The sequence below is a fragment of the Microvirga sp. HS2 genome, assembly GCF_055792805.1.
In genome coordinates this window covers 46321-72396 of record NZ_JBVVAJ010000027.1, presented here as the reverse complement: position 1 = coordinate 72396, position 26076 = coordinate 46321, and the positions used below count along the sequence as shown (strand labels likewise).

21 protein-coding genes, 1 tRNA gene and 1 pseudogene are annotated in these 26076 nt (G+C 64.6%); 10 read left to right on the top strand and 13 right to left on the bottom strand.

The window, feature by feature from the left end:
• Nucleotides 1-44: 44 nt before the first annotated feature.
• From ACS5Q0_RS20200 to ACS5Q0_RS20180, 5 genes are all read left to right on the top strand, one after another.
• Nucleotides 45-121 (top strand) — tRNA-Met (locus ACS5Q0_RS20200).
• Between the two features lie 349 nt (nucleotides 122-470).
• Nucleotides 471-1091: a hypothetical protein gene (locus ACS5Q0_RS20195; RefSeq protein WP_473128440.1), complete on the top strand. Its 621-nt coding sequence runs from the start codon at nucleotides 471-473 to the stop codon at nucleotides 1089-1091.
• A 73-nt stretch (nucleotides 1092-1164) separates the two neighbouring features.
• A complete protein-coding gene (locus tag ACS5Q0_RS20190) occupies nucleotides 1165-2451 on the top strand; it encodes an NHLP bacteriocin system secretion protein (protein WP_473128439.1) in 1287 nt (428 codons plus the stop codon).
• A 3-nt stretch (nucleotides 2452-2454) separates the two neighbouring features.
• A complete protein-coding gene (locus ACS5Q0_RS20185; protein WP_473128438.1) occupies nucleotides 2455-4611 on the top strand; it encodes an NHLP family bacteriocin export ABC transporter peptidase/permease/ATPase subunit in 2157 nt (718 codons plus the stop codon).
• A 2-nt stretch (nucleotides 4612-4613) separates the two neighbouring features.
• Nucleotides 4614-7502, top strand: a complete 2889-nt coding sequence (locus ACS5Q0_RS20180) for an ATP-binding cassette domain-containing protein (RefSeq protein WP_473128437.1) — start codon at nucleotides 4614-4616, stop codon at nucleotides 7500-7502.
• Nucleotides 7503-7532: 30 nt separating this feature from the next.
• On the opposite strand, the gene ACS5Q0_RS20175 is transcribed toward ACS5Q0_RS20180, so the two are convergent.
• From ACS5Q0_RS20175 to ACS5Q0_RS20145, 7 genes are read right to left on the bottom strand one after another with little or no spacing between them, the layout of a single operon-like run.
• Nucleotides 7533-7865, bottom strand: a complete 333-nt coding sequence (locus ACS5Q0_RS20175; protein ID WP_473128436.1) for an STAS domain-containing protein — start codon at nucleotides 7863-7865, stop codon at nucleotides 7533-7535.
• Nucleotide 7866: 1 nt separating this feature from the next.
• Complete coding sequence (locus ACS5Q0_RS20170) at nucleotides 7867-8316, bottom strand: ATP-binding protein (RefSeq protein WP_473128435.1); 450 nt, start codon at nucleotides 8314-8316, stop codon at nucleotides 7867-7869.
• Entirely contained in the window at nucleotides 8309-9448 is a 1140-nt protein-coding gene (locus ACS5Q0_RS20165; RefSeq protein ID WP_473128434.1) for an alanine racemase, read from the bottom strand. Before ACS5Q0_RS20165 ends, ACS5Q0_RS20170 begins: the two co-directional genes overlap by 8 nt.
• The gene (locus tag ACS5Q0_RS20160; protein WP_473128433.1) at nucleotides 9442-10113 is read right to left on the bottom strand and encodes a GNAT family N-acetyltransferase; all 672 of its coding nucleotides are present in this window, start codon (nucleotides 10111-10113) and stop codon (nucleotides 9442-9444) included. Before ACS5Q0_RS20160 ends, ACS5Q0_RS20165 begins: the two co-directional genes overlap by 7 nt.
• Entirely contained in the window at nucleotides 10113-11126 is a 1014-nt protein-coding gene (locus tag ACS5Q0_RS20155) for an ABC transporter substrate-binding protein (RefSeq protein ID WP_473128432.1), read from the bottom strand. The genes ACS5Q0_RS20160 and ACS5Q0_RS20155 overlap by 1 nt, the downstream gene beginning before the upstream one ends.
• Nucleotide 11127: 1 nt before the next feature.
• The gene (locus ACS5Q0_RS20150; RefSeq protein ID WP_473128431.1) at nucleotides 11128-13140 is read right to left on the bottom strand and encodes an MFS transporter; all 2013 of its coding nucleotides are present in this window, start codon (nucleotides 13138-13140) and stop codon (nucleotides 11128-11130) included.
• Complete coding sequence (locus ACS5Q0_RS20145) at nucleotides 13137-13802, bottom strand: hypothetical protein (protein ID WP_473128430.1); 666 nt, start codon at nucleotides 13800-13802, stop codon at nucleotides 13137-13139. The genes ACS5Q0_RS20150 and ACS5Q0_RS20145 overlap by 4 nt, the downstream gene beginning before the upstream one ends.
• Nucleotides 13803-14037: 235 nt before the next feature.
• On the opposite strand from ACS5Q0_RS20145, the gene ACS5Q0_RS20140 reads away from it, so the two are divergent.
• From ACS5Q0_RS20140 to ACS5Q0_RS20130, 3 genes are read left to right on the top strand one after another with little or no spacing between them, the layout of a single operon-like run.
• Nucleotides 14038-14790: a hypothetical protein gene (locus ACS5Q0_RS20140; protein WP_473128429.1), complete on the top strand. Its 753-nt coding sequence runs from the start codon at nucleotides 14038-14040 to the stop codon at nucleotides 14788-14790.
• Complete coding sequence (locus tag ACS5Q0_RS20135) at nucleotides 14780-15592, top strand: hypothetical protein (protein WP_473128428.1); 813 nt, start codon at nucleotides 14780-14782, stop codon at nucleotides 15590-15592. Before ACS5Q0_RS20140 ends, ACS5Q0_RS20135 begins: the two co-directional genes overlap by 11 nt.
• Nucleotides 15592-17622, top strand: a complete 2031-nt coding sequence (locus ACS5Q0_RS20130) for a SpoIIE family protein phosphatase (protein ID WP_473128427.1) — start codon at nucleotides 15592-15594, stop codon at nucleotides 17620-17622. Before ACS5Q0_RS20135 ends, ACS5Q0_RS20130 begins: the two co-directional genes overlap by 1 nt.
• Nucleotides 17623-17696: 74 nt before the next feature.
• On the opposite strand, the gene ACS5Q0_RS20125 is transcribed toward ACS5Q0_RS20130, so the two are convergent.
• From ACS5Q0_RS20125 to ACS5Q0_RS20105, 5 genes are all read right to left on the bottom strand, one after another.
• On the bottom strand, nucleotides 17697-18584 hold the full coding sequence (locus tag ACS5Q0_RS20125) for a glycine betaine ABC transporter substrate-binding protein (protein WP_473128426.1): 888 nt from the start codon (nucleotides 18582-18584) through the stop codon (nucleotides 17697-17699).
• Between the two features lie 65 nt (nucleotides 18585-18649).
• Complete coding sequence (locus tag ACS5Q0_RS20120; RefSeq protein ID WP_473128425.1) at nucleotides 18650-19564, bottom strand: ABC transporter permease; 915 nt, start codon at nucleotides 19562-19564, stop codon at nucleotides 18650-18652.
• A gap of 28 nt (nucleotides 19565-19592) precedes the next feature.
• Complete coding sequence (gene proV / locus ACS5Q0_RS20115) at nucleotides 19593-20831, bottom strand: glycine betaine/L-proline ABC transporter ATP-binding protein ProV (protein ID WP_473128424.1); 1239 nt, start codon at nucleotides 20829-20831, stop codon at nucleotides 19593-19595.
• Nucleotides 20832-21318: 487 nt separating this feature from the next.
• Nucleotides 21319-21663: a hypothetical protein gene (locus ACS5Q0_RS20110; RefSeq protein ID WP_473128423.1), complete on the bottom strand. Its 345-nt coding sequence runs from the start codon at nucleotides 21661-21663 to the stop codon at nucleotides 21319-21321.
• A 145-nt stretch (nucleotides 21664-21808) separates the two neighbouring features.
• Nucleotides 21809-22294, bottom strand: coding sequence for a transglycosylase SLT domain-containing protein (locus ACS5Q0_RS20105; protein WP_473128422.1), 486 nt, complete (start codon nucleotides 22292-22294; stop codon nucleotides 21809-21811).
• A gap of 216 nt (nucleotides 22295-22510) precedes the next feature.
• On the opposite strand from ACS5Q0_RS20105, the gene ACS5Q0_RS20100 reads away from it, so the two are divergent.
• Nucleotides 22511-23083 (top strand): L,D-transpeptidase, encoded by a 573-nt coding sequence (locus ACS5Q0_RS20100; RefSeq protein ID WP_473128421.1) that lies wholly within the window; start codon nucleotides 22511-22513, stop codon nucleotides 23081-23083.
• Nucleotides 23084-23974: 891 nt separating this feature from the next.
• Here ACS5Q0_RS20100 and ACS5Q0_RS20095 read toward each other — a convergent pair.
• Nucleotides 23975-24235, bottom strand: a pseudogene (locus ACS5Q0_RS20095) (hypothetical protein); the annotation flags it as partial.
• A gap of 391 nt (nucleotides 24236-24626) precedes the next feature.
• Here ACS5Q0_RS20095 and ACS5Q0_RS20090 point away from each other — a divergent pair.
• Nucleotides 24627-26066, top strand: a complete 1440-nt coding sequence (locus ACS5Q0_RS20090; RefSeq protein WP_473128420.1) for a DegQ family serine endoprotease — start codon at nucleotides 24627-24629, stop codon at nucleotides 26064-26066.
• The last annotated feature ends 10 nt before the right edge of the window (nucleotides 26067-26076 follow it).

Below are 26076 nucleotides of genomic sequence, written 5' to 3'. Positions count from 1 at the left end.
ATGCGCGAGATTGCCTGGATCGCCCGCGATCCAGGCCCGAATGGCGCGGGGTGGAGCAGCCCGGTAGCTCGTCAGGCTCATAACCTGAAGGTCACAGGTTCAAATCCTGTCCCCGCAACCAACTCACACACCACACCAGCACGCCAACACCTCCGGAAACGGCCCACGCCACAACGCACGTTAAAGGTTGGGCGAAAGGCCGGGCAATCGCGCCGGCAAAACAGCAGCTCAGGCAAAAACGCCAACCGGAACGCGCACGCGCAAAACGCCGGATATAAGATACACCGAAATTCCCCCTGCCCTGGCCTCTTGAGAGCCGCCGGGATCAGACGCCCTAAAGGAACCGGCTAACGATGGGAGGATGACCGCGCCCCCATGAGAGGCAAGCCGCCAAGTCGTCTTTCGTTGACTCTCTTGGAGGATCGGAATACTTTCCCTTACGTAATTTCGATATGATCTGGGGGGATCGAATGGACGAGAAGCAGGCGCCCGTCGCTCTGACGGAAGAGGAACTCGAGCAGATCACGGGCGGTGGTACGACGCTCACCCCCGGCGTCATCCCCAGCCCCATGATCAACTTAGAAAACATGGATCTTGAGACGGCCCTGCTGATGGTCCAGCAGCAGCGCGCCAGCGGCTTAGACGCCCAGCTCAAGAGTCAGATCGAAATGGTGAGTGCGCGCAACGCGACGGTTGCGTCGCTGAATAACGATCTCAGCACATTGAACCAGTTTTCGACACTCTTCGCGAGCGACGCGAAGCCCGACGATAAGATTTCCACCAGCACTGTGGTCCATGTCGACGGCAAGCCGATGTCCCTGGGCGACGCGCTGACGAACCTCAACAACGCGGAGAACTCCTCGCTGAAGATTGAGGACATCGTCAAGGACGGTCAAGTCAGCAGAGCCGAACTTGACCAATCGATCTCGAGTATCAAATCGCTGATCGACTCCGGCAGCAACCTTCAGCAGATGGACATGCTCCGCCTGCAGTCGTTGGCGAACAAGCGCAACGAAGCCTTCGAAATCATGACCAACTTCGTCAAGAAGATGCAGGACAGCCGCAGCAGCATCATCGGCAACATGCGCTGACGATCGAACGGCCTCCCTTCGGGTGCCTTTACCGGCCCCGCAAGGACAACGGGCGGATGCAAGGTCTTAGCAGGTGAATCAGCTCTTTCGCCCGGCTGCCGTGGCCTCCATGGCAGCCTCTCACGTTTACAAGGACGCGCTGAAGGTCATGCGCCCCCGGATGTGGGGCGCCGGCCTTTTCATCGTTGTCGTTCTCGTCGCCGCCATCATTTGGAGCGCTCTCTTTCGCGTCCCCGTATCCGTCAACGGACAGGGCATCCTGCTCGCACCGGGCGGGGTGATCGACGTGGTGGCCGATGCCGGCGGGCAAGTCCGCGCGATCGACGTCGCTCCGGGCGATGCGGTCGAGCCGGATACGGTCGTTGCGCATATCAATCAACCGGAACTGGAACTCAAGCTTTCCGTCGCCCGGGGCGAGCTGGTCGACGCGGAGAAATTCCGCAGCGATCTGGTTCTTTTCCAGCAACGGGACGCGGCTAACCGGCAGACGCGCCGCAGTGCGCGCGAGACGTCGCTGACGAACCGAATCGCCGCCGTGCGGGAGCGGCGCGACGCCTTGGTCGACCAGAGGGCTGGTCTTTATCGCCTCGTCGAGAACGGCACCGTCATCCGCGAGCGCCTGATGTCCATCGATCAGGACATCCTGATCATGAACGGCCAGATCGCGGAAGCCGAAGACGAGCGCGTCACCATGGCCTCGGAGGCGGCGATCAAGGAAACGGACGACGAGCGTGCTCGCCTCGAAGCGGATCGCCGGGTCGCCGAGGCGCGGCGAAACGTCGTGACCATCGAGCAGCAGCTGGCCCGCATGGGCGCCGTCCGTTCGCCTTTCGCGGGCCGCGTGGTCGAAACCAAAGTCAATATCGGTCAGGTCGTTCAGCCCGGAACGGCCGTCGTCGCCCTGGAGCGCAAGCCGGAGCGGGCGGCCTCGAAGCTCCCCTTCGTGATCGCCTATGTGTCCGCGAGCGACGGCAAGAAGATACGGGCAGGAATGCCTGTCGAAGTGTCGCCAGCGACGACGCGGCGGGAGGAGCACGGCTTCGTGATCGGCCATGTCACCCAGGTCAGCGAGGTGCCGGCGAGCAGTGCGGGAATGATGCGCACGCTGCAGAACGACAGGCTGGTGCAAACCTTCCTGCAGGATCTCGGCGTGCCCTTCGAAGTAACCATCGTGCTCGACAGCGACCCGAAGAACGACAACAAGCCTCTGTGGTCGTCGCGCCTCGGCACTGCGCCTCTCATCGACAGCGGCACACTTGCGCAGGTCCGCGTCACCGTCAGGTCCACCTCCCTGCTCGCCATGGCCATCCCTGCCCTGCAATATGTCGATGCGGAAGCAGCGGCCCCGGAAGGCCGATGACAGATGCTCTCCCGCTCCTTTCGAAAACGGACACCGACGGTTCTCCAGGTCGAGGCGGCCGAATGCGGAGCCGCCGCGCTCGGGATCGTTCTGGGCTATTTCGGTCGCTGGGTGACGCTCGAGGAATTGCGGCTGGCCTGCAACGTCTCGCGTGACGGCAGTTCCGCGAAGGCCATCGTGCGGGCCGCCCGCGGGATGGGCATGGAGGTCGAGGCCTGCCGGGCAGAGCCGCATCACCTGCGCACCATGCCTCTCCCCATCATCGTTCACTGGGGCATGAACCACTTTCTCGTGGTCGAGGGCTTCGGACGCGGAAAAGTTTATCTGAACGATCCGGCGCAGGGACCGCGCCAGGTCTCGGAGGCCGAGTTCGACCGCAGCTTCACCGGCATCGTGCTGAGCCTCAAGCCGGGTGCGGCCTTCAGCAGAGCCGGCAGAGCCCCATCGCTTCTGCGCGGGCTGACGGATCGCCTGCACGGAAATCGGGATGCCTTCGCGTATATTCTCCTGATGTCCCTCGCGCTGGTGATCCCAGGGCTTCTCGTTCCTGTCTTCACTCAGGTTTTCGTCGATCAGATTCTGGTGAACCAGTTCACGGACTGGCTTCTGCCGCTCGTCGCCGGCATGGGCATCTGTGGAATTCTGACGGCGTTTCTCACCTTCCTGCAGCGAGAGGCGCTCCTGCGTCTCGAAACCCGGCTCGCGCTCTCCGGCGCGCTCGGCTTCGTGGAGCATATCGTGCGCCTGCCGCTGTCCTACTACGCGCAACGGCATCCGGGCGAAGTCGCCAGCCGCGTCATGTTGAATGACCGCGTGGCGCAGCTCGTCGCCAGCGAGGTGGGCTATGCCGCCTTCAACTTTCTGACCGCAACGGCGTATCTCGCCGCGATGCTGCTCTACGCCCCGATATTGTGCCTCATCGTCGTCACCTGCGCCGCCATCAACATCGCGCTTCTCGCCTGGTCGTCCCGCGCCCTCGCCGACGACAACCGCCGGCTCCTGGTGGCGACGACGGCCCAGACCGGCTTTGCCAAGCAGGGCCTGCAGATGATCGAGTCCTACAAAGCGACGGGCATGGAAGACCTGTTTCGCGAGCGACTCGTCGCCATGCACGCGCGGATGCAGAACCTCCGCCAGAATCTCGCGCGGATGCAGCTGCGCCTCAACGCCGTACCGGGACTGACGGCAACCGCCACGGGCGGCCTGGTTCTGGTAATCGGCGGAAATCTGGTGATCAGAGGCGAGATGACCCTGGGCATGCTCGCCGCCTTCCAGGCCTTGATGGCCGGGTTTCTTGCGCCTATGTCCCAGCTGGTCCAGTTGGGCGCGCGCATCCAGGATGGTCAGGCCTATCTGCGGATGCTGGATGACACGCTCCAGCACCCGCTGGCTCCCGAGTTCGCCGCCCAGGCAGCTGCGGCTCCGAGAGCATCCGGCCGCCTGATTGGCAGGATCGAGGTCCGCGACCTGAGCTTCGGCTACAGCCCCGCCACGCCGCCTCTGCTCCACGACGTCAATCTGATTCTGGAGCCGGGGGAGAAGCTTGGAATCGTCGGGCGCTCTGGCTCTGGCAAGTCGACCCTCGCCGCGCTGATCGCCCGGATCCACGCTCCGGTATCGGGAGACATCCTCATCGACGGAGAGCCCCTTGCCTCGATCCCTCGCGAGCGACTACGCCAATCCCTCGCCTACGTGGATCAGCGCGCTTCGATCTTCGAAGGCACGATGCGCGAGAACATCAGCCTCTGGGACCATAGCCTCCCGGACGAGCGGATCGTCGCCGCGGCCAAGACGGCTCTGATCCATGACGTGATCCTGAGCCGCCCCGGAGGCTATGGAGCGGCGGTTGCGGAAGGCGGAACCGACCTGTCGGGCGGACAGCGCGCGCGTCTCGAAATTGCCCGCGCGCTGGTCCGCGATCCCCGAATCCTGATCCTGGACGAAGCGACGGCCGCACTCGACGGGGAAACGGAAGCCCGGCTCCTGGCCAATCTGCGCGGTCTCGGCGCGACCGTGATCGTCATCGCACATCGTTACTCCGCCATCCGTGACTGTAATCGGGTTATCGTCATGGACAACGGCGTCGTCGTGCAGGAAGGAAGACCGCGAGATCTGCTGGCCGCGCCGGGCGCCTTCCAGAATCTGATGCGCGAGGAATAAGCATGGATACGCTCGCGCACGAACGGGATGAAGAGCTGCCCGCCCTGGTCGAGACGGTGTCGATCCTTCTCGACGCACCCGGCACCTGCCATGTCGTCATGGAAGGCGATGTCGATCTCTTCTGCGTGCGGCAGAACCCTGTGTCCGCGCGCCACCCGCTCGGCCGCATCGGCCGCGGCGGCCTTCTGTTCGGTTCCGATCCCAGTCTCATCGGTGACGAAACGCTGCTGGCCGTTCCGAGCGCCGACGCCCGGATCTACCGACTTCCCGGCGAGGGCTGGCGAGCCGCGAGACCGCCCGATGCATTCGCGGCCGGAGCCGCCGCCTGGCTCATCGCCTTGGCGGCGGGCATCGGCCACGGCATCGAGCCGAAGCCTCGCCTCGACATCGCCTTCTCCGAAACGCTTCCGGGCTTGCTCCCCCTCCCCGCCAAGGCCGTGATCGGGTGCAGCAGCGGTGCCGTCTGGATCGACCTGCCCGAGGATGGCGGCCTTCTGTTCGGGGTCGAGCCCGTGCAGGGGTTGATCCCCCTGCCCGTGGGCGCCTGGATCACGCTCGATCAAGGCGGCGAGATCGCAGTTCTCTCCTGGCCCGACGGCCTCGAACGCAAAGAGTGGTCGGCTGCTCTCGACGCCTTCAACGCCGCCTGTGCCGAGTTGCTCCCCATCGTGCGCGGCTTCGCCGAAGCGGATGAATTCAACCGCATCCAGAGCCGCGAGCAGGCCGAGGACCATGACAAGCAGCAGACCGCCGAACGTTTCGCGGAGATCCTGCACAACACAATTCCGGCGAAGCAGGAGACGATCGACCACGGCCTGATGGATGTGATGCGCATCCTGGCCAAGGAACTCGGCGTCCGCATCCTGCGCCCGGCCAAGGCGCGCAGGGCTCAGATGGATCGCGTCTCCAGCGCCGAGGAGATTTGCCGCGCCTCCGGCATTCTGCTGCAATCCGTCGCGCTGGAAGAAGGATGGTGGCGCTCGGAGATGAAGCCGCTCCTGGCCCGCCGCCGGAGCGGTGATCCTGTCGCCCTGATCTGGCGTCGCGGCCGGTATGAAGAGGTCGACAGAACCGGAGCATGCCGGATCGTCTCCGGCGCGGTCGCGGAGGAGATCGAGCCCCTCGCCCATATGCCCTTCCTACCTCATCCGGCAAAGATCGGCTTAGTCGAGCTGCTCATCGCAAGCCTGCGCAAAGGCGGCCCGGACACCCTCGCCTTCCTGGCAGCGACCGTGATCGGCAGCCTCATCGGCCAGGTCCTGCCGATGGTGACCGCCCTCGTCTTCGGCATTCTAGTTCCCGCAGCGATGCAGGACAGCCTGGCTCAGATCGGCGTCATCATCATCCTGGTCGGCATTGCCGGCTTCCTGGTTCATATTGCGGGTGAAACGGCCCGTCAGCGATTGATGACGCGAGGCGACGGCACGATCTTCGACGCAACCTGGAGCAGGATCGTCAGCCTGCCTCTCGCGGAGCTGCGCAAGCAGCCCAGCGCTATGACCGCCGCCCGCGTCGGTGCGGGCGTTTCCACGATCGCCGGTCTGCGCCAGTTCCTCTATTCGACTGGCAGCACGGTCGGCATGGTCCTGTCGAGCCTCGCGACCATCGCCTGGAACAGCCCGCTGCTGGCAGCGCTGGCAGCCGGCCTCGTGACGATCCACGCCGCGACGGGCCTTCTCGCGGGCTGGCTGCAGGCACGCGCCTATCTCACGGGCGAGCAACTGATGGGCGCTGCGGACAGCCACATGGTGCAGATGGTGAACGGCATCGTCAAACTGCGCAGCGGCGCCGCTGAGGAACGCGCAGTTCTTCGCTGGGCGGACCGCTTCGCGGCCATGCGCAACCGTCTCGTGAAGTCGCGGCGGATCATGAACATTTACGAAAGCTGGCTGGCCGCCTACCCGGTCTTCGGCAGCGCCGCGCTGTTCGCGCTCATTCACACGCTCGCCGTCAGCAAGGATGGAAGCGCAAGCCTGCCCATCGCATCCGTGATCGCAGTGGTCACCGCCTTCACGATCATGTTCGCCTCGGTGGGGCAGTTTCTGCGCAGCATCCTGTCCGTGTGGATGCTGAAACCGAGCTGGACTTTCGCGAAGCCGCTCATGGATTCTCCACCCGATCGGCTGACAGGGCTCTCCGACCCCGGCCCTCTCACGGGCGAGATCGAATTCTCGTCCGTCGGGTTCCGCTACGACGAGAGCGTCAACGTTCTGAGCGGCATTTCATTTCGCGCTGCGCCCGGAGAAGCGATCGCCGTCGTGGGATCGTCCGGAAGCGGCAAGTCTACCCTCGTGCGGCTGCTGCTGGGGCTCGAGAAGCCCACGTCCGGAGCCATCTATATCGATGGCCAGGATATCCGCTCGCTTCACCCGACCGCCCTGCGCCGTCAGATCGGCGCCGTTCTGCAGGACGAGAAGCTCCCGCCCGGCTCGATCATGGACATCGTGCGGGGAACTACCGATGCTGATCCGGATGACATCTGGCAGGCTCTGAAGGCCGCTGCCATGGACAATGATGTCGCTGCCATGCCGATGGGAATCCATACGGTTCTGCCGGACGCGAGCCGCACCCTCTCCGGCGGTCAGGTGCAGCGCCTCGCATTGGCGCGGGCGTTCCTGCACAAGCCGCCGATCATGGTTCTGGACGAGGCGACCAGCGCATTGGACAATGCCACGCAAGCCCGCGCGATGCAGACCGTGATGAGCATGCCGGCGACGCGAATCATCGTCGCCCATCGTCTGAGCACGATCCGTTATGCCAACCGCATCATCGTGCTGCATGAGGGCCGCATCGTCGAAAGCGGCACCTATGCCGAACTGATGAAACGCCGCGGGCGATTCGCCAGTCTGGCCGGGGGCCTCGAAGACGAGCGAGCCGCGCCGGCCGCCTGAGGGCTCCCTCCGCTCACCGCCGGACAACCGTCACGAAAGCGCGTTGGCGGCCGTGTCGATGTCGTCGTAGATCTGGAAAATCGGCGTGAAGCCGCTGATGTCGAAAACTTCTTTCACCGAAGCCGCGAGCCCCACGAGGGCCAGCCGGTTCTTGCCCGCCTTCGCGAGCTTCGCGGCCTTGAGCAGAACCCGCAGGCCCGCGGAGCTGACATAGGCGACCTCCTTGAGATCGATGATCAGAGCCGGCCTGCTCCGGGCGCGTTCGCTGAGGATCTCCTCAAGCTGGCCGGAGGTGTTGCTGTCCAGCCGGCCATTCGCGACGACGACGGCGACAGGCCCAATGGATTGTTCCTGAATAATCATATCAAGCGCCTTTCAAATGAGCAGAACAGGTTTTTCGAAATCGAAGATGATTGCGTCCCTCTGAGCGCTCATAAACGATGTCGCTCATCATCGTGCGCAGGAAATGCACGCCGAGACCACCGATGGGACGCTCCTCCACGCCGCTCTGGAGATCGGGCGGCGGCGCATGGAGCGGATCGAAAGGCCTGCCGTCATCGATGATCTCGACGTGAACGCCCGACGGCCCCGCCGCCAGGCGCATCTCGACCATGCGCCCTCCCGGTTCGTCATGGCCATGAGTGACGATGTTGGTGAAGATCTCCTCGATCACCAGGCAGAGCTGCGCGGCTTCCCGAGGCGGAACGCCACGCGCCTCGCAGAAGGCCTCGATCGCGGCGACCATCTTGTCGAGATCGCCAAGATCGTTCGCAAGTTCGGTGACTTGGACGCCATGATCCGTGATGTCAGCCATGTCCGCCATCGCCTGTGTAGATCCGTTGGGTCAAAAGGCCGAAGGCGACGAGAAGCCGGTTGGGATTCACGCCAAGGGCATCGCTCAAGGCGTTGATGTCCTGGTTCGGCCCAACGATTTCCACACGCTGCCCCGGATAGACCTCGCGATCGGCGAAATCCGTGACATCCACGCAGGTGGTCGTCATCGCGGCATCGCCGACGAAGGCTACGCGACGCCCGTTCACGAAGGCGCTGCAGCGATCCGTGAAGGCCTCGGGGAGCCCGTTGGCATAGCCCAGGGCGATCGTCGCGATCCGGCGCGGCTTTTCGAGTCTGGTGCCGCGATAGCCAAGGCTGCTTCCCGCCCCCAGAGACTGAACGGACAGAACGGGAGCATCGAGAGCGATCACGGGCCCTGAACGATATCCTGGAATGCGGGCGCTGTGCACGCCGTAGAGGGCGCTCCCCACCCGCGCCAAACCGATGTGCCAGCGGGACCCGGCATAGACGAAGGATGACGTGGCGATGCTCGGGACGGCGTCCGGAACCAAAGCGGCGAGTTCCTGGAACAGAGCGATCTGGCTCATGTTCTCGTCGCGATGCGGCTCCGCGAAACCAGCCAAGTGCGACATCAGAACCGCCACGTCGAGCGTTTTCAATGCGGTGCCGGCCGCCATCCGCCTGAAGGTTGCGGGCAGCACCCCCGAGCGGCCGAGGCCCGTATCCAGATGAATCGCTACGGTCATCCCAGGCGCCGTCCCGGCACTGAGCGCAATCTCCTCCTCCGTTCCCAATGCCGGTATGAGGCGCGCCTCGACGAAGTGCTGCGGCCGCTGTCCGGCGAGGCCCTGGAGCACGAAGACGCGAGCCCCCGAGACGGCTTGACGGACGCTCAGCCCCTCTTCGAACGTTTCCACCCAGAAGGTCCTGCACCCGACCGCCGCCAGGCACCGGACGACGGGCACGAGGCCCAGCCCGTAGGCGTCACGCTTCACGACGGCGGATGCCGCACCTTGCGCGAGCGCCTCGCGGACCGCGACGAAGTTGCGGGCGATCGCATCCAGATTCACCGTGAGGCGTGCCCTCATCGCGAGCTCCTGGGGCGGTGGATGCAGGGGCTCGACGGCCTGCGCCTCCTCCAGCCTCAACATGTCGCGAACTCCAGCAGAATTCCTGCGCCCGAGCGCCGGTATTGAATCCCGCGCCAGCCCGCATGGAGGAGATCGGTCTGGCGCGCGAAATCGGACGCATCGATCACCCTACGCTCCGTGCCCGGGTCCGAGCGGTTCTCGTCGATCACCAGCGTATAGCGGAGCTTGCCGCCGTAGCGCTCGCCGAGGGCGGCAATTTCAAGCCCCGCCCGCATCAGGTTCATCCAGCTCGGACAGTTCTGCGGAGCGGCGGTCGCGAAGAAACGTTCGATCCCCGTCCTGCGCCCGAAGGCCAGGCGCTCCCGGCTTAATGCCCCCTGCAAACCTCTCCCGCGATAGGCCGGATCGACGGCGCTTCCGCACAATTTGGCGGTCGGACGTTGTGTGGAATAACCGAGCAAGGCGCAGAGATCGTCCTCGGGTTCGAGGCGCGTCTGAATCAGGGCATAGGCGATCAATCTGTCCTCATGGAACACGCCGAGTCCGAGGCCATTGCCCTCCAGAATGTCCGCGAAGAATTCGGGCGTCTCACGCCTGACCCAATCGGTGCTCGCAAGGGTGCCGACCGCAGTGTGATGCAGGGCGCACACGGCTGTCACATGGCGCCCGTCGAGCGTACTCCAGGACAAGGCTTCGTCTAAAACCGCGCGTTCCGGAACGGCCATCAGATCACTTCCGCATAGTTGAGCATGGCGAGCGGCGGATAGAAGGCGAGCTTCTTCGCCACCTCCATGTTGATGATGAGCGAGAAGCGCTTGAGCGTTTCGGCGGGAATCGCCGCCGGATCCCGGCCTCTGAGGATCTCGATCGATTTGGAAGCGGCAAGCTGACCGACCGAATAGTAGCGGCTGATCAGGCCGACGAGGGCGCCGCCTTCGCGGACCGCCAGTTCCGCGGCCCCGAATGTCGGCAATCCGGCGGCCAGGGCCGCGGGGGAAACCCGATCGTAGATCGTCCCGAGAAACGTGTCCGGCAGATAATACAGCCAGTCGGCTCCCTCGCGGCGGATCTCGGCAACGAGTTCCTCCACGCCGTCGGCTATGGGTGCGCCCTGCGCGTTCGTGGCGAAGGTGCGCTCGACGAGGCGAAACTCCATCTGTTCGGTGAGACGACGAAGCTCTTCCACGATGGCAACGGAGTTCTGCTCGTTCCTGCTGTAGAGCACGCCGAGTGTCCTGAAGGGCCGGTAGGACTTCATCGCCCGAAGCTGCTTCTCGGGAGGCACGACGTGAATGGCGCCCGTCACACGGCGGCCAGGCCTCTCCTGCGTCGGGATGATGCCTGCGGCGACCGGCGCAGCAACCAGCGCAAAGACCACGGGAATATCGACGATGTGCCGAGCCGGATCGGCCGCATCGAAACGCCCCGCGACGCCGAGCGTGACGGGCGTTCCCCACGTATAGACGAGGTCCGGCTTCAGCGCGCGGATCTCCTCGACGAGCGCGGGCAGCTTCCTCATGTCTCTGTCGATGTCGCGGGCGATGAAGACCGCATCCACATTATTGGCCGCGAAGTAATCCCGGTAGCCGCGCTCGACATCCGTCTCGCCGCGGAACGTGATCATATAGATGCGCGGCCGGTTCCCGGCATCGGCCGCCCTGCCCGCGCCGGCCCCGAGGGCGAGAGCGCCCGTCGCGCCCAGTCCCAATGCGGCGATCATGTCCCGGCGGTTCAACATCTTACATCCTGACCGAATTTTCGGCGCAAGCCGAATGGCGCCTCGTGCCCAAGAACACGAAAAGAAAGACGACGGCTCCCGCGGCCACGATGCCGCCGAGCGTGAGAAGCGTCGCCTCGAAACCGAACCGCGCGAGCAGAAGCCCGGCCGCGACGGGCCCCAATGCGCTCCCTACGCGCTCCACCAGCCTGTAGAGGCCGAACGCGGAATCCTCCGCGCCGATGCGGGACGCCAGCTCGCCGACAAGGCCCGCCTGCGGCGTGATCGACATCGCCTGGGCAACGCCGAACTGCAGCAGGATCACGAAAAGGATCCAGTTTCCGGCCGGCAGCAGAACATAAAGGCAGGCGAGCCCCGTCAGCAATGCGCCGCCCAGCACGAACGGCATCCGCATGTCGAGATGTTTCGACAGATGGGAGAAGACCGGTACGAGCAGCACGGTGGCCATGGGATAGACGATCTGCGCCCTTCCGATCTCCGCCGCTGATGCGCCATGAGCGGCCATCTGCATCGGGACGAGATAGAAGCACAGCGCGAAAAGAATGAGTTTGGCGGGAAGTGCGCAGCCCAGCAGAAGGACTCCGAACGCGGGCGAGCGGATCAATCCGGTCCAGAGGGATTGCCCCTTTGCCAGGTGTGATCCGCTCGCCTGCGTCACAGCCCGCCTCAGCGGAATGACCGTCCAGCCGGTCGCGAGGCTGAGCAGCGCGAGGCCGCTGATGACGAGATAAGTCAGCGACGCCCCCAGCTGCTCGGCCAGCATGCCGCCGACGGCCGGCCCGCAGAGTCCTGCGACCATGATGGCGCCCACCATGATGGCGAGGCCGCGCATACGGCTGCCGCCCCTGCTGGTGTCGATGACATGTCCCTGCGCCGCCACGAAAACCAGGGCGAACCCGACGGCCGACAGGCAGTGTCCGGCGAGGAACACGATGAGACCTTCGGAAAGCCCGCAGACCAGATATCCGATCGCCGCGAGAACTGCTCCGAGACGGAACGAGAAGCCCCTTCCCCATCGCGCGGTCTGCACGGCCAGCGGCAGCTGCAGCGCCGCCACGATGCCCATGTAGAGGGCCATCGCGACACCGACCGCCATCGTCGGCGACAGAGGCATGATTTCGGACGTGAGCGTGCCGACATAGCCCGGCATGAAGGGGCGCGTCATTTCAAGCGCGAACATGAAGAGGAAGAGCGGCGCGCGAATGCTCTCCGCGGCCGCCGACGATGCGTCCTGCGTTTCAAAGATCTTCAGGTCCGCAGTGAGAGAAGCGAGTTCGGCGCGGGCAGCGTCGTCTCCGGCGCTGTCGGCACGGGCAACGAGCCGTTCGTGCCTCGCTCTCGCCCGATCGACGGCGCGATCGAGAATGGCTGCGGCCCGCCGGAGCGCCGTGTCCTCAGGCATCGCGGGACGCCGGCTGAAATCGCCGATGGCGAGCGCCCTGATCCGGCCCTCCACCCCATCGAGAGCGGAGACCAGGCGCACGCCGAACAGGAGCGCCATCACCTCGAGTGCGATGAGAACCGAGATCAGCAGCACGACGGCAAGGTCGCTCCAGAGCCCATGCAGGACGCGCCTCAAATAGCTGGGATCGCCTGTCACCTCGATCCGGGCAACCTCTTGTCCCTCGAAGCGCACGGGAGCGGCAATCGTCCGCCCTTCCGTGACGGGCATACCAGCCATGACCGATGCTGCGCCTGCGCCGACCGGGCGCAGCGCAATTCCCGCGAACTCGCCATTGGCGTCGAGGACCGCCCTGAAGCTCTCGTCTACACCGACCAACCCGCTCAACGGCACACCGAGTGCGAGCGCGCGCTCCACTTGAGCGGCCAGTGACCGGCCCACGGTTTCGGCCTTCTGCTCGATCTCGGGCATCAGGAGTTCACGGCTCGCCGTGAACGCTGCATAGGAGACGGCACCCAGGCCGAGGGTGAGAACCGCCACGAGCAGCACGGCGAGCCGCAGGCGGAAATTCGCGCCGAACCAGGACCAGCCGAGACCCGTCGCTCGCCTCATCCCGCGTGCCCCAGAACATCGGGTCCGAAAGTGGCTTGCCCGCTCGGGATCGTTCCGCTGCGCCCTGCATCAAGCAGCGTCTCATCCCTGCGGCCCTCCGGACCGCCACGATGCGCGGGGCTTCCCAGGTTGCTTTCGAGGCGATCATGCGCCTGATGGAGAGCACACCACGCCGCACTCGACTCGAGCCGCCCCTCGGGATCCGCCACGAGGCGTCGCAGAGGTCTCAGCAGAACGAGTACTCCCATGACCGACAGAGCAGTCGCGCATAGGGCAACGGCGAACGCGGCAAGACCGATTTTCCACGCCAGTCCTGCGAGCGCCGCTCTGATGGGGCCGGAAGCATAAACCGCCTCGACCAGGGCGGTTGCCTCTCCCAGATCGTTCATGACATGGACCGAGATGCTCATCTGACCTTCGCGCTCGCTCAGACCCGCGCTGCGGAACAGGATGCTCCGGTCCGGCAGGCGGACGGCGAAGCCGTCGAGCAGGGGCACGTCCTTGGATTCGCGGGTGAGCAATGCGGGGACCGCCGTCTGTTCAGTCACGGCGATGCCCATCGCCTGACTGGTCTCCATCGCGGCCGCGACCTGCTCCGCCTGCATGCGCATGCGCGCCGCGATACCGTCGAGATAGGTGGTGCGCGCGGCCGCATAACTCATGTAGGCGCCGAGCCCTAGGCACAGCGCTACAATGATACATACCGTTGCAAGTATGCGCCCCGAGAAGTGCAACATTATCGTTTTTGTCCGCAACGTTTTAAACGCGATATTCCGCAAGCGGATACAGGAATATTTTATTATAGAATAAATCAACCCTTGCAAGACTCGGCGAGTTTGCTGAATCGAACGTCGTAATCTGCGCGCGTCCTCCACCTGATCCTGCTCGGAGAGATCTATGGGCTTTGCTTTCCGCGTCATCGCGAGCTGCGCGGTTCCGGTCGCTGTTGCGTTGCTCGGCATCATCGTCGCTACTTATCTCGCTCTGTCCGGCATCGCAGAGAGGCAGCAGGAAGACCGAATTCTGTTTCGCCTGGAAAACCTCCGCACGAGCATCGAGGCCAATCTCAGCCTCGGCTTTCAACTGATGCAGATCGGCGGGACACAGGATCTCCTGGAGCGAGCCAGATCGACGGACACGGTCCTCCAGGCACTCGATGTCTTTTCCGGCGACGGCGTGTCCGTCTACAGCACCGATCGCGGCGTCAAGGGCGAGCCTGTTCCCGCCGAGTGGCGCGATGCCGCGCAATCCGGAAGCGCGGAGGACCATTGGCGATATGAAAGTGCCGGCGAACTCGTTCTCGGCCTGCCGATCCGCAACGATCTCGGCGACATCGTCGGCCACATCGCGAGCATCACGTCGCCGGAAAAGGCTCTGGCGGCGGATCTGTCCGGCCTCCTGCAGAAACTGGCCTTCTGGCTCGTTCCCCTCGGCATTGCCGCTGCGGCGGTCGCGGGGTTTCTCCTGAGCCGGCGGATCACGCGTCCCTATGGCGCGATCGCCGAGGCGCTTGCGGGACGCATCGCCGCGCAGAACCCGAGCGCGCCCCGAGAGGTCAGCGCACAGCCCGCGCGGACGTCGAGCCTGATGGCGATGGCGGATCTGGAAAAGGCTACCGAACGTCTCGAGGCGATCGATCATGCCCTCTGAGCGCAGCACGAGAGACACCCCGCGAAGCGTTTCGTCGTATGTCGCGGGCGTGTTGGCCGTCTTCATCATTACGGCGGCGACGGGCCTCGGCATCGCCTGGCTGTCCATCTCATTTGCCAGGGAGAGCCTGCGTTCGGAGCAGCAGGCGGCCCAGCGAGCGGTGGCCGAAGTCGTGCAACGGTCAATCGACAAGGCCCTCGGCCACGGCATTCCACTGGCCGCGATCGAAGGGCTATCGGATTACCTCAACGACATGAGCCGCCGGATCGCCGGAACAAGGGCCATCGAGGTGCGCTCGACTGCAGGTTTCACGGCCCTTGGAGGCGAGCCCGGCCCCTTTCGGGACACGCTCGTGATCCCACTCGCGAGTCCGGGCGCGGAAATCGTGATCTATCGGGACGATGGCGCCGTGACCGCTGCGATCGAACGCCTTCACGTCCAGGTCCTGATCATCGCTCTGGCTGCCGCGTTGGCGACAGCCGCTCTCCTCTGGTGCCTGGTGTTTCGGCCACTGAAGCGGGCCCGCCGACATCTTGCGGGCGTGATCGATGCTTTGGGCCGAGGTGATTTCGCACAAGAGGCGACCGTCAATACGGCCACTCCCGTGGACGCGCCCCTGCAGGAGGCGCGCGACCTCGCGCGCGAGGTGAATGCACGCTATGCGGCGATGCACTTTCAGGCTGAGAGCCTCCGGGCCATCGACTTCGATGACAGCTTGGCACCCGTGATCGACGAGACCCTCGAACGGGCCTGCCGCGGGCGCCGCTTCGCTTCTGAACCGGCTGCGGAGAAGACGCTCTGATGTTGTTGCGCCATCGACTTTCCATCATCGCATCCGCAGGCGCATTGCTGATCGTGTGCGGTTTGCTCTGGGCCTCACGCCAGAGCGAGACGATTTCGGCGCAGCGGCTCTCCTCCGTGGCGACGAGCGGACAAAGCGCGCTCTGGCAGCAGTTGATCCGTTCCGAAGTGGAGCGGCTCGATCGAATGGCAGAGGCGCTGCGGAGTCCTTCGCTTCTCCGGGTCATCGACAGCGGCGGCGCCGGCCAGACCTCAAACGTCATCAATGCCGAATTCGGCCCGATCCGCGAAACGCTCGCCGTCCTCGAATTGTCGCGCGGCAACGGCGAGGTGCTGCATTCGACCGGGCGCGCGCTCGACAGCGAACGGGCGCTCGACCTGACCACTCTCGCCGAGGTGGCCGCAGGCGCGAGCAAGGCAGGCCTTTGGCAAAGCGCACCGGAGCGTTTCCTCATCGCGAAGACATTCCCGCTCCGCAGCGGAGGGAGCAACGCCATTGTCGCGACCCTGGGCCTCGATGCGGCAGACGTCCTGGGCCGGTTCGCAGGGATCCTGAAGACCGATGCGTTTCTGATCAATCCGCGCGGCCGAATGGTCGTTGGAACGGATGCGGGTTTATGGCATAGGCTCCAGCCTCGCCTGCCCCTGCGCAGCGCGAACATCGCGACACAGGAACTCGACGGGCGCATCTACTCTCTGGTCGGAGTGCCGGCCAGCGACTTGAACGGCGGCCTCGCCGGCCTGCTGGTCACCCTCGACGACGCAACCGATACCCTGGCCCCGGCGGAGCGGATCAAAAGCCTTAGCATGGCGGGGTCCCTCCTTTTCGTCCTCCTGCTCGTGGCGGGGCTTTATGTTTATCTGATCCGGGCCTTTCGGCCCCTCGAGCGCACGACCAAGGTGCTGAACGCGCTCGCGCGAGGCGACACGAGTGCCCGGGTCGCGGCGACCGGCGACGACGAGATCGGGCGTATCGCGCAAACGGTCAGCCATTTCCGCGACAACGCCGTCGCTCTCGACCGGCTGCGCCTCCAGCAGACCCGGCAACGCCGGCGACAGGAGCGGCTCATCCGGGGCAGGATGAAAGAGCTCGCCAGCACCCTCGATTCGAATGGACGGGACGAGATCCTCACCATCCTCGACACGCAACCGGTGCATGGCCGCGACGATACGGATTTCGCTCTGTTGCCCCAGGTGCTGCAGCAATTGTCGAGCCGCATCACCCAGCAGCATCTCCGGTTGAACGAGCTGATCGCGGATCTTCGCGACTCCCTCGTCACGAAGACGAAGCTCGCCGGCATCCAGCAGGAACTCGAGATCGCCCGTCAGGTGCAGCTCGCCATGGTGCCGGCGACCTTTCCGGCCATCGATGCCATCGATGTCGATGGAGGCATGATCGCGGCCAAGGAGGTCGGGGGAGACTTCTTCGACTGCTTCGCTCTCACGGAGGACAAATATGTCCTGATGATTGGGGACGTGTCGGGAAAGGGCGTTCCCGCCTCCCTGTTCATGGCGATTACGCGCACCCTGCTCCGGGCCACCGCTCTCTACGAGCCCGATCCAGCGCGATGCATCGAGAGCGTCAACAACCTTCTTGCTCGCGAGAACGAGCAGATGCTGTTCGTGACCCTCTTCTACGGCGTGCTGGACGTCACCACGGGCGAACTCGTCTACGTCAATGCGGGCCACAACCCGCCCCTCCTGGTGAGCGCCGCGGGCAGCGCGCGCTATCTCGACGCGACCGGGGACATGGCTCTCGCAGTGATGGAGGACCAGGACTACAGCGTCGAGCGCCTGACGCTGCTGCCGGGCGACCTGCTCGTCACGTTCACGGACGGCATCACAGAGGCCTTCAATCCGGAGAACGAAGCCTTCGGTGAGGACCGGTTGAAGGCGCTCTGCCTGCGCGAGCGCGAGGCCTCCTCGGTTCAGGCGTTGATGCAGCGGGCCTACCGGGCCCTGACGGATTTCGTGCGCGACGCGGAGCAATCTGACGACATCACGTGGCTCGCCCTGCGCCGGCGGCAGTGACCTGATCGCAAAAGAGCCGCCGGGTGGCCCGGCGGCTCGTCATTTCATTCACGAGGTCGAACGATGCGACGCGACTACGACGCGGAGCTCATCTCGCCGGTGAGCCAGTATTTGACCCGCGCGGGATGCTCGCTGATGTAGTTCTCGACCGCTTTGTCGACCGAGGTTTCATTCGCATCCGACATCGCGGATTCGAGCTCGTTGAGCGGAAGATGCATGCGCATCAAGAACTGTGCGACTTCCGGGTAGTCGCTCTGGAAGCCCTTGCGGGCGAGCGCGTAGACCCGCTCGATGCCGCCCAGCGCGTGCTTGGGATCGTCGAGATAGCGCAGCTCGTACTTGCCGAACATCCAATGGGGGCTCCAGCCCGTCACCACGATCCACTCCTTCCGGCGGACCGCACGATCCAGGGCCGACACCATGGCGGCGTCGCTGGCGGTCGTCAGGTCGTACCCGCTCAGGTCGTAGGTCTTGATGGCGTCCTTGGACAGCCGGGTGAGGCCCGCGCCGGGGTCGATGCCCTGGACCTTGCCCTTGAGCTTTTCCTTCACTTCGGGCTTGGCGAGGTCGGCGATGGATGCGAGTTCCTCCTTCGGAACATAGCTCGGCACCACCCATCCGAGCTTCGCGTCCGTGTAGAGAACGCCGAGGGTGACGACCTTGTCGCCCACGCGCTTCCAATAATCCTTATGGGTCTCGGGCAGCCAGGCCATCATCATCGCGTCGATGTCGCCCTTCGCGACGCCCTGGTATTGCGGCGCGATGTCGGTCTGAACAAGCTCGACCTTCTGAGAATAATTGTCCTCGATGAGCTTCTTGGCGAGCTTGGTGACGAACTCCGCGTCGGCCCAGGCGGTCCAGCCGATCTTGACCGGCTTCTTCTCCTCCTGCGCCTGCAGCGTGCCCGCAAGGCCTGTGGTCAGGGCCGCCGCGAGGGCGATCCGGGCGAAGGTCTTGAGCATAGGGTTCTCCTTTCCGCTCTTTGGTTGTCGAGCACGGGACCGATGGTCCGATCCCATGTCCGTCGTCATACGCCTGCCTCGACAGGCGCGGTCTTAAGTCCGGCGATGGGCTGCTTCGCTCCGGCGCGGCGGGCGGCAAGGAGCGAGAGCGGCAAGGCGGCCGGCCGTGAGAGGCTCTGCGTCAGCCGGTCGAGGATGATGGCCAGGATGACGACGGCGAGGCCGCCCTCGAAGCCTAACCCCACATCGAGACGCTGAATGCCCGTCAGCACCGTGTTGCCCAGGCCTCCCGCGCCGATCATGGAGGCGATCACCACCATCGAGAGCCCCAGCATGATGGTCTGGTTGATGCCGGCCATGATGGACGGAAGAGCCAGCGGGAACTGCACCTTGAACAGGAGCTGGCGGTCGGTGCAGCCGAAGGCGAGCCCAGCCTCCACGAATTCGCGGTTCACCTGCGTCAGGCCCAAGGCCGTGAGCCGCACCACCGGCGGCATCGAAAAGATGACGGTCGCGATGGTGCCGGGCACGGCCCCCAGACCGAAGAACATCGCCGCCGGGATGAGATAGACGAAGGCCGGCATCGTCTGCATCAGATCGAGCAGCGGGCGCGTGCCGGCCGCCATCACGGCGCTACGGGCCATGAGGATGCCGAGCGGAATGCCGAGCGCGATGGCGAACGCCGTCGCCGCAATGACGAGGGCGAGCGTCTCGATGGTCTCCTTCCACAAGCCCATCCCGACGATGAGAAAAAGAGCCGCCCCGCAGAGGACGGCGAAGGTCCAGCCGACCCGCCAGAGGGCGAAGAGCGCCACGAGGCCGATGAAGGCCCACGGCGGCAGCCATGACAAACCATCCCTGATGCTGTTGGCGAAAAAGCCGATGACATCCGCGATGGCATCCAGCGTGGGGGAGAAATGGTCGAGCGTATACTCGACAGCGGCGCTGGCAGCAGCGCCGATGCTCAGTTCGAGATCCATGAGTGTATCCTTCGCGCGGAAGACGTGTTCAGGCTGCGCGGTCGAGCGTCATGAGAAGGGACGACTTGGAGATGGTGCCGACATAGCGTCCGGCGCCATCCACAACCGGCACGGGCCACCGGCTCTCGGCGACCCGGCCCATGACCTGCGCCACCGGCGCATCGGCCTCGATGGGAGCCATGTCGGGCAGGAAGGCCCGCCGATAGGGATCGGGCCCGCCGGCACGCACGGCATCCTTGAGCGACTCGGCGCTGACCATGCCCTGGTAGCGCTTGTCGCGTGCGACCACGATCGCGACGTCGCGATCGTGGGCCCTGATACGCTCAAGCGCGGCATGGACGCTCAGACCGGCGCGGTCGATCAGGGTGATCTGGCTGTGGCGGGCAATGTCGCCCGCGCGGAAGACATGGGTCACGTCCACGTTCCGGAAGAACGAGCGGACATAATCGTTCGCCGGGTTCATCACGATCTCTTCCGGCGTGCCGACCTGCACGACGACGCCGTCCTGCATGATGGCGATGCGGTCCCCGATGCGCATCGCCTCGTCGAGATCATGGCTGACGAACACGATCGTGCGGCTGTGCTCGGCCTGAAGGCGGAGAAGCTCGTCCTGCATCTCGGTTCGGATCAGCGGATCGAGAGCCGAGAAGGCCTCATCCATGAGGAGGATCGTCGGCTCGTTGGCGAGTGCGCGCGCCAGACCGACGCGCTGCTTCATGCCGCCGGAGAGTTCATCGGGACGGCTCGCCGCATAGCGGCCGAGACCGACGGCTTCGAGCGCCCGGAGAGCCTTGTCGTGACGCTCCTTTTCGGACACGCCGGCCACTTCCAGTCCGAAGGCGGTGTTGGCCAGAACCGTGCGGTTGGGGAGAAGCGCAAAATTCTGGAAGACCATGCTCATGTCGCGGCGGCGCAACGCGATCAGGTCGCGCTTACCCATCTTCGTCACATCCTGGCCGTCCACCATGATAGAGCCAAGGGTCGGGTCGATCAGCCGGTTCAACAGGCGCAGGAGAGTCGATTTGCCGGAGCCGGACAGCCCCATGACCACGAAAATCTCGCCGTCCTTGATGCTGAAATTCGCGTTGTTGACTCCGATGGTGCAGCGCGTCTCGGCCCGGACGGCATCCTTGCCTTGTCCGGACTTAATCAGGTCGACGGCTCGCGGAATGTTCGAGCCGAACACTTTGAATACGTTGCGAAGGACGATCTTATCAGCCGATAGGGCCGCAGCAGCGCTGCGCACGGTATCGTCTTTATCAGTCATCAAACCTCCGTTTTCCCCTGCCTAAAAGGTTAGGGGCGACCTCCACAGTGTAATGCTAGACAGGAGAACAGTTGAAAGACTGGATCAGGCGATATTGATCAACCCGTCAGAGCGGGAAATTGCCTGGATCCGGCGAACCGAGCAGCGGATATCGCTGCCTTCGATGGGGTTTGTCTACCCCGTCCAGGCAAAATTGCCAACCCTGCCGATGTGAATTGGCTGGATTCCCTGTTCATGACCGGCAATGATCCGCCGCTGCGAGCCCTGCCTTTTGGTTACAAAACAGGAGCTTAGCGGGAATCGGAACAAGACGGCTCCGAAGGCCTAAAAACGACCCGACATAGCCGGTTGCGGCCCGGCAACCCTGTGCTCGGACAGCGCAACAAAGACCCTTCGGAGTTCTCCGAAGGCGTCGTTCAAGCTTGGTTCAGGCGTCTCATTTTCGGCGGACCGCCTGAAGTCAGGCAAAGGCTTGTGGGGCTGGCTCTCAAGGATGGTCCTGATCGGAGGGCAGGTCGGCGAGCCGCTTGATCTCGAAGATCGCCGCGACCACGAAGGCCGACAGCACGACGAATGTCGCGAGCGTCGCGAAGGTCCCCTCCTGGACGCCGGAATTCACACCGATCACCAGCATCATCGCGAGGACGGGAAGGCCCAGGGTGATCCCGGCCAGAATGTACAGCGGGTTCGCGATTTCCTCGGAACTATGGGCACCAAGGGGCTGCGGAGGCGGGCTGCTCGGCAGGTATGCCTCCCCGTTCGGCGCAGCCTTCGCCTGACGGGACGAGTTCCGGGCGGGCGAGGCTTCCAACGTTCCAGTCTGCTGCTTCATCAATGCGATCCCGTGATGCGATTCCGAGGAATTGTGTCGGTCGAACCTGAACTTCACAAGCGAACCGAACACCATTGGAGCTGGGCAAAAGGGGTATTTTCAAGACGCCTGAGGAAGCATTTACTGCAACGCCGCCGTGAGGGCGCTAACGCTCTGCAGCGGAGACGGACGCCGAGAGCGTGGGCGAGATTCCTCCCGTCGTCGTGGGTCCGCTCGCAGCGTTTCTGAGCTGGCCCAACAGGCCTTTTCTTTTGGCTTCGTAGTAATAGCCGCGCGAATACAGGGCAACGGCGCGATCGATATTGCCCCCGGCCACCGTATAGGCGTTGGCGAGATAGGGGACCGCATAGGTGAGATTGGTATTGGCATCGAGCAGCCCCGATGCCGGCCCCGTATATCCCATGCCGCGCGCCGTGGCGTAGCGGATCTGCATGAGACCGAGAAAGCCTCGGTGGGCCGCTTGAGGATTGTAACCGCTCTCCCGCTGGATGACCCGGTGTACGAGAGCCGCGGGCACGCCATGGACCTTCGCGTGCTGCGCCACGAGAGCATCGATGGTGGCGCGGTCCGCGGCGGCAGCCGGCAGAACGCAGGCGGCTAACGCGCAGCCCAGAACGAGACGAGCGATCATGACAACCCCTTTGTTTGGAGGGGCATTGTCCGGGAGAACGTGGCAATTAGGCGTCAGCTTGGCCGTATCGCGGGATCGCTCCCCCTCCCTGCCCGGGAAGCGCAACTGCGGCCGATGCGAGAAATCGGAGCCTGGCGCGGAACCTGAGCCGTTTTCCACCGTCATCCTGTCGTGTGTCCTGACACGACGATCCGGACAGCAGGCGGAGACGAACCGATGGGCAAAGAGACCTCGCTTGTGGCTGCATGCCTTGCCGCTTTCGCAGCCATATCCCCTGCAGGAGCGGCCGAGATCTCCATTCTCGTCGACAAGACGACACAACGCATGACCGTGGCGGTGGACGGCACCGAGCGATATTCATGGCCCGTATCGACAGGCCTGGGAGACTACGCCACGCCGACGGGCACCTTCGCCCCGTCCCGGCTGGCGAAGGAGCATTATTCCAAGGAATGGGACGATGCTCCCATGCCGCATTCGATCTTCTTTACCGATGCCGGCCACGCCATTCACGGAAGCAGCGCCGTCGGCCGGCTCGGGTCTCCGGCCTCCCATGGCTGCATCAGGCTGGCCCCGAGGAACGCCGGCACCTTGTTCAACCTCGTCATGGCCGAGGGGCTTGCCAGCACGCGAATCGAAATTACCGGGATCGAGCCGATCGGGACGGCGCTGGGGTCCAAAGACGGTTCACCGGGCGATTACAGCCGCCTGACCAGTTTCAATCCGCTGACGGACGGGATCATGGTCGGCGGCCCCGCCGCGCGACGGCCGCTCGACGCGGCGAAACGATAGCCAGGAGGCCAATTCCGTCTTTCCTCGTCATGGCCATCTCTCGTCATGGCCGGGCTCGTTCCAGCCATCACGTCCTCAGGAACCGCCGCACCTCGAAGACGTGGATCCCCGGCACAAGGCCGGGGATGACGAGGGAGGGTGCCAGGAAGCGCATCCCATATCCATGATCGTACCCGACAACCGGGTCGAATTCTTGCTGATGCGGACCTCCGGTTCTCCCGAATTCGGCTAGCGCGGCTTGCGCGGACCCGATTTCGAGGAACCGCCGGTCTTCCGCGTCGACTTGCTCGCACCCTTCAGACCGGTCGACGACGCAGCGGCGCGGCGCTTCGTTGCGCCTGAAGCGGTTCCCGTCTTCCTCGCGCTCGTCTTAGCGGTGCTCTTGGCACTACGCTTGACGGCGCTCTTGGCGCTGCTTTTGGCGGTCGCGGCACGGGTTCTTACGGCGGAGCGGGCTGTCGTGCCCGTGGCTTTTGCCGCTCGCCCGGGTCGCGCTTCGGTTGCCCTGGATGCGGTCGCAGAACGGCGCGTGGGGCTCTTTCGTGCGGTCGCTGTCGTCTTGCGGGCGGTGGATGTCGTCTTGCGGGAAGCGGCCTTCTTGGGGGCCGCTGCTTTCGTCGCGCGAGCGGACGACGCCCCTTGCGAAGCGGACTTCGCCGCACTCGCCCGTTTCGCGGCGCCGGCAGTTCTTGCACGAGCAGTGCTGGTTTTGCGAGCGGTGCTCTTGCGGCCATCCGCAGAGGCCGACGACGTGCGCGCAGCGGCGCGCTTTGCTCCGCCCGTCTTCGACGCGCCGGACCGGGTCGCCGCGCCGGCCGCCTTCCGCGGCGCTCGTGCCGAGGCGCTCCTCGTGGCGGATTTCGCCGAAGAGCGCTTCACGGGGGCTGTCTCTCGTTCGATGAACTTGAAGAAGCGACTCGTCTGGTCCGCCCCGAGGATGTCCTGGTGCAGGAAGGCCAGATCGTTGTCGTCGAAGATCCGGAAGAATTCATCCCAGGAGATTTCTTCGAACGCCTCCTCAGGCTCGCCGAAATCGAAGCGAAGAATCCCGCCCCGGCCTCTCCTCGTCCGAACAACCGAAGGCCGGCCGCCGCGCTCCTCCGCCCACCGGCGGATCTCATCGTGATCGGTGGTCGTCGTGGCTTGACTCATGGTCCTTCTCCACATGTGCGAGTTCCAACCTCAACGTCGGCGGCAAAGGTCTGTTCCTGAAGCAGCTTTCAGAGAAGCGCTTCCTTGGGAGCGCCCCGACGAGCAAGCCCGATCGAACGGCGGAAGCCCCGGCGCACGCAGCTGTCAGGTCAGGACGGAAGCACACGTCGGCATTCGCCACCAAGGCTGCGCCGATCCGCGCCGGGCGGGCTTTTCGGCCAAGCTGAAACAAAGTGGTGCGCGAAGCGTCTCTACGATGCAGGTCCACATCTGTTGACGTTGCAATCGCAACGAGCGGATCGCCGGTTCGACATGCTGCACCATCAATTCGAGCCATGCGGACAGCCACCGTGGATTTCCTCTCTTTCACACCTGCAGGAGGATTGATCGAATGCTCCGCCAGTCCATCAAAGCCCATCTTCGCGCCACCGTGTTCGCCGGCGCGCTGTCGGCTGCCGCTCTCTCGATGCCGGCAGTGCCGGTTCTCGCTCAGCAGGCTCAAGTCCCGGCCGATTTCACCGCGGTCGTGAAGCAGAAGATGCCGTCGGTCGTGGCGATCACCACACGCCAGCACGTGCAGGAACAGAGCCAGATTCAGTCCCTGCCCGACGACCTCCCCTTTCGCGAGTTCTTCCGTCGCTATTACGGTGAGCATCCGGACCAGCAGGAGCAGCAGATCCGCCAGGCGCTCGGCTCGGGATTCGTGATCAGCCAGGACGGCTACATCGTCACGAACAATCACGTGGTCCAAGGAGCGGAGGAAATCCACGTCGTGTTCGGCGAGAATACGAATGTCCCGGCCAAACTGGTCGGTCGGGACCCTGCGACAGACATCGCCGTGCTGAAGGTCGACCCGCAGCCGAACATGACCGTGGCGACGTGGGGCGATTCTGACGCGGCCGAGCCGGGCTCGTGGGCGATCGCCATCGGAAGCCCCTTCGGGCTCGGAGGAACGGTGACCGTCGGCGTCGTGTCCGCCCGTGCCCGCGACATTCAATCGGGTCCTTACGACGACTACATCCAGACCGACGCCTCCATCAACCGAGGCAATTCCGGCGGCCCCCTGTTCAACGCGGCCGGCGCGGTCATCGGTGTCAACACCGCCATCTTCTCCCCGACAGGTACCAATATCGGCATCGGTTTCGCGGTCCCGTCCCGAACCGCCCAGGCCGTCGCCAATCAGCTCATTCAGACCGGCCATATCGAGCGCGGCTTCATCGGGCTGCGCCTTCAGGAAATCACGCCCGCCATCGCACAGGCGCTCGGGCGACCGGATGAGAAGGGCGTCCTCGTCGCCTCGGTCGAGCCCGGCGGGCCGGCCGAGAAGGCCGGCGCCCAGTCGGGCGATATCGTCGTCAGGTTCAACGACAAGCCTGTCGAGAGCGGACGCAGCCTGTCGCGCGCCGTCGCAGCCGTGAAGCCCGGATCGGAAGCGACGCTGACGGTCGTGCGCGGCGGCAAGACACAGGATCTGAAGGTCACTGTCGGCCAACGGAAGGAAGAGCAATCCACCCAGATGGGCTCGCTCGAACAGCAGGATGCCGGAAAGCGGCTCGGCCTTGCCCTGAGCCCGATCCCGGACGCGGCGCGGGACCAGCTCGGCCTCGCGCCCGGCACCTCCGGCGTTCTGGTCCAGCGGGTGGAGCCGAACAGCCCGGCAGCCGAGAATGGACTGAAAGAAGGCGACGTGATCGTCTCTGCCAATAACCAGCCCGTGTCCGCGCCCTCGGACGTCGCCAACGCCTGGTCGCAGGCCCAGCAGAACAAGAAGCCGGTTCTCCTGCGCGTGAAACGCGAGGATCAATACCTGTTCGTTGCGATCGGCTCCTGATGTGGCATGC

Bases quoted from the DNA above. Each gene is read 5' to 3' on its own strand.
- ACS5Q0_RS20160 (WP_473128433.1), bottom strand. From the start codon at position 10,113: ATGGCCGTTCCGGAACGCGCGGTTTTAGACGAAGCCTTGTCCTGGAGT.
- ACS5Q0_RS20135 (WP_473128428.1), top strand. From the start codon at position 14,780: ATGCCCTCTGAGCGCAGCACGAGAGACACCCCGCGAAGCGTTTCGTCG.
- ACS5Q0_RS20165 (WP_473128434.1), bottom strand. From the start codon at position 9,448: ATGTTGAGGCTGGAGGAGGCGCAGGCCGTCGAGCCCCTGCATCCACCG.
- ACS5Q0_RS20105 (WP_473128422.1), bottom strand. From the start codon at position 22,294: ATGATCGCTCGTCTCGTTCTGGGCTGCGCGTTAGCCGCCTGCGTTCTG.
- ACS5Q0_RS20180 (WP_473128437.1), top strand. From the start codon at position 4,614: ATGGATACGCTCGCGCACGAACGGGATGAAGAGCTGCCCGCCCTGGTC.
- ACS5Q0_RS20170 (WP_473128435.1), bottom strand. From the start codon at position 8,316: ATGGCTGACATCACGGATCATGGCGTCCAAGTCACCGAACTTGCGAAC.
- ACS5Q0_RS20185 (WP_473128438.1), top strand. From the start codon at position 2,455: ATGCTCTCCCGCTCCTTTCGAAAACGGACACCGACGGTTCTCCAGGTC.
- ACS5Q0_RS20125 (WP_473128426.1), bottom strand. From the start codon at position 18,584: ATGCTCAAGACCTTCGCCCGGATCGCCCTCGCGGCGGCCCTGACCACA.
- ACS5Q0_RS20145 (WP_473128430.1), bottom strand. From the start codon at position 13,802: ATGAGTTATGCGGCCGCGCGCACCACCTATCTCGACGGTATCGCGGCG.
- ACS5Q0_RS20110 (WP_473128423.1), bottom strand. From the start codon at position 21,663: ATGAAGCAGCAGACTGGAACGTTGGAAGCCTCGCCCGCCCGGAACTCG.
- ACS5Q0_RS20150 (WP_473128431.1), bottom strand. From the start codon at position 13,140: ATGAGGCGAGCGACGGGTCTCGGCTGGTCCTGGTTCGGCGCGAATTTC.
- ACS5Q0_RS20175 (WP_473128436.1), bottom strand. From the start codon at position 7,865: ATGATTATTCAGGAACAATCCATTGGGCCTGTCGCCGTCGTCGTCGCG.
- ACS5Q0_RS20195 (WP_473128440.1), top strand. From the start codon at position 471: ATGGACGAGAAGCAGGCGCCCGTCGCTCTGACGGAAGAGGAACTCGAG.
- ACS5Q0_RS20140 (WP_473128429.1), top strand. From the start codon at position 14,038: ATGGGCTTTGCTTTCCGCGTCATCGCGAGCTGCGCGGTTCCGGTCGCT.
- ACS5Q0_RS20090 (WP_473128420.1), top strand. From the start codon at position 24,627: ATGCTCCGCCAGTCCATCAAAGCCCATCTTCGCGCCACCGTGTTCGCC.
- proV (WP_473128424.1), bottom strand. From the start codon at position 20,831: ATGACTGATAAAGACGATACCGTGCGCAGCGCTGCTGCGGCCCTATCG.
- ACS5Q0_RS20130 (WP_473128427.1), top strand. From the start codon at position 15,592: ATGTTGTTGCGCCATCGACTTTCCATCATCGCATCCGCAGGCGCATTG.
- ACS5Q0_RS20155 (WP_473128432.1), bottom strand. From the start codon at position 11,126: ATGTTGAACCGCCGGGACATGATCGCCGCATTGGGACTGGGCGCGACG.
- ACS5Q0_RS20120 (WP_473128425.1), bottom strand. From the start codon at position 19,564: ATGGATCTCGAACTGAGCATCGGCGCTGCTGCCAGCGCCGCTGTCGAG.
- ACS5Q0_RS20100 (WP_473128421.1), top strand. From the start codon at position 22,511: ATGGGCAAAGAGACCTCGCTTGTGGCTGCATGCCTTGCCGCTTTCGCA.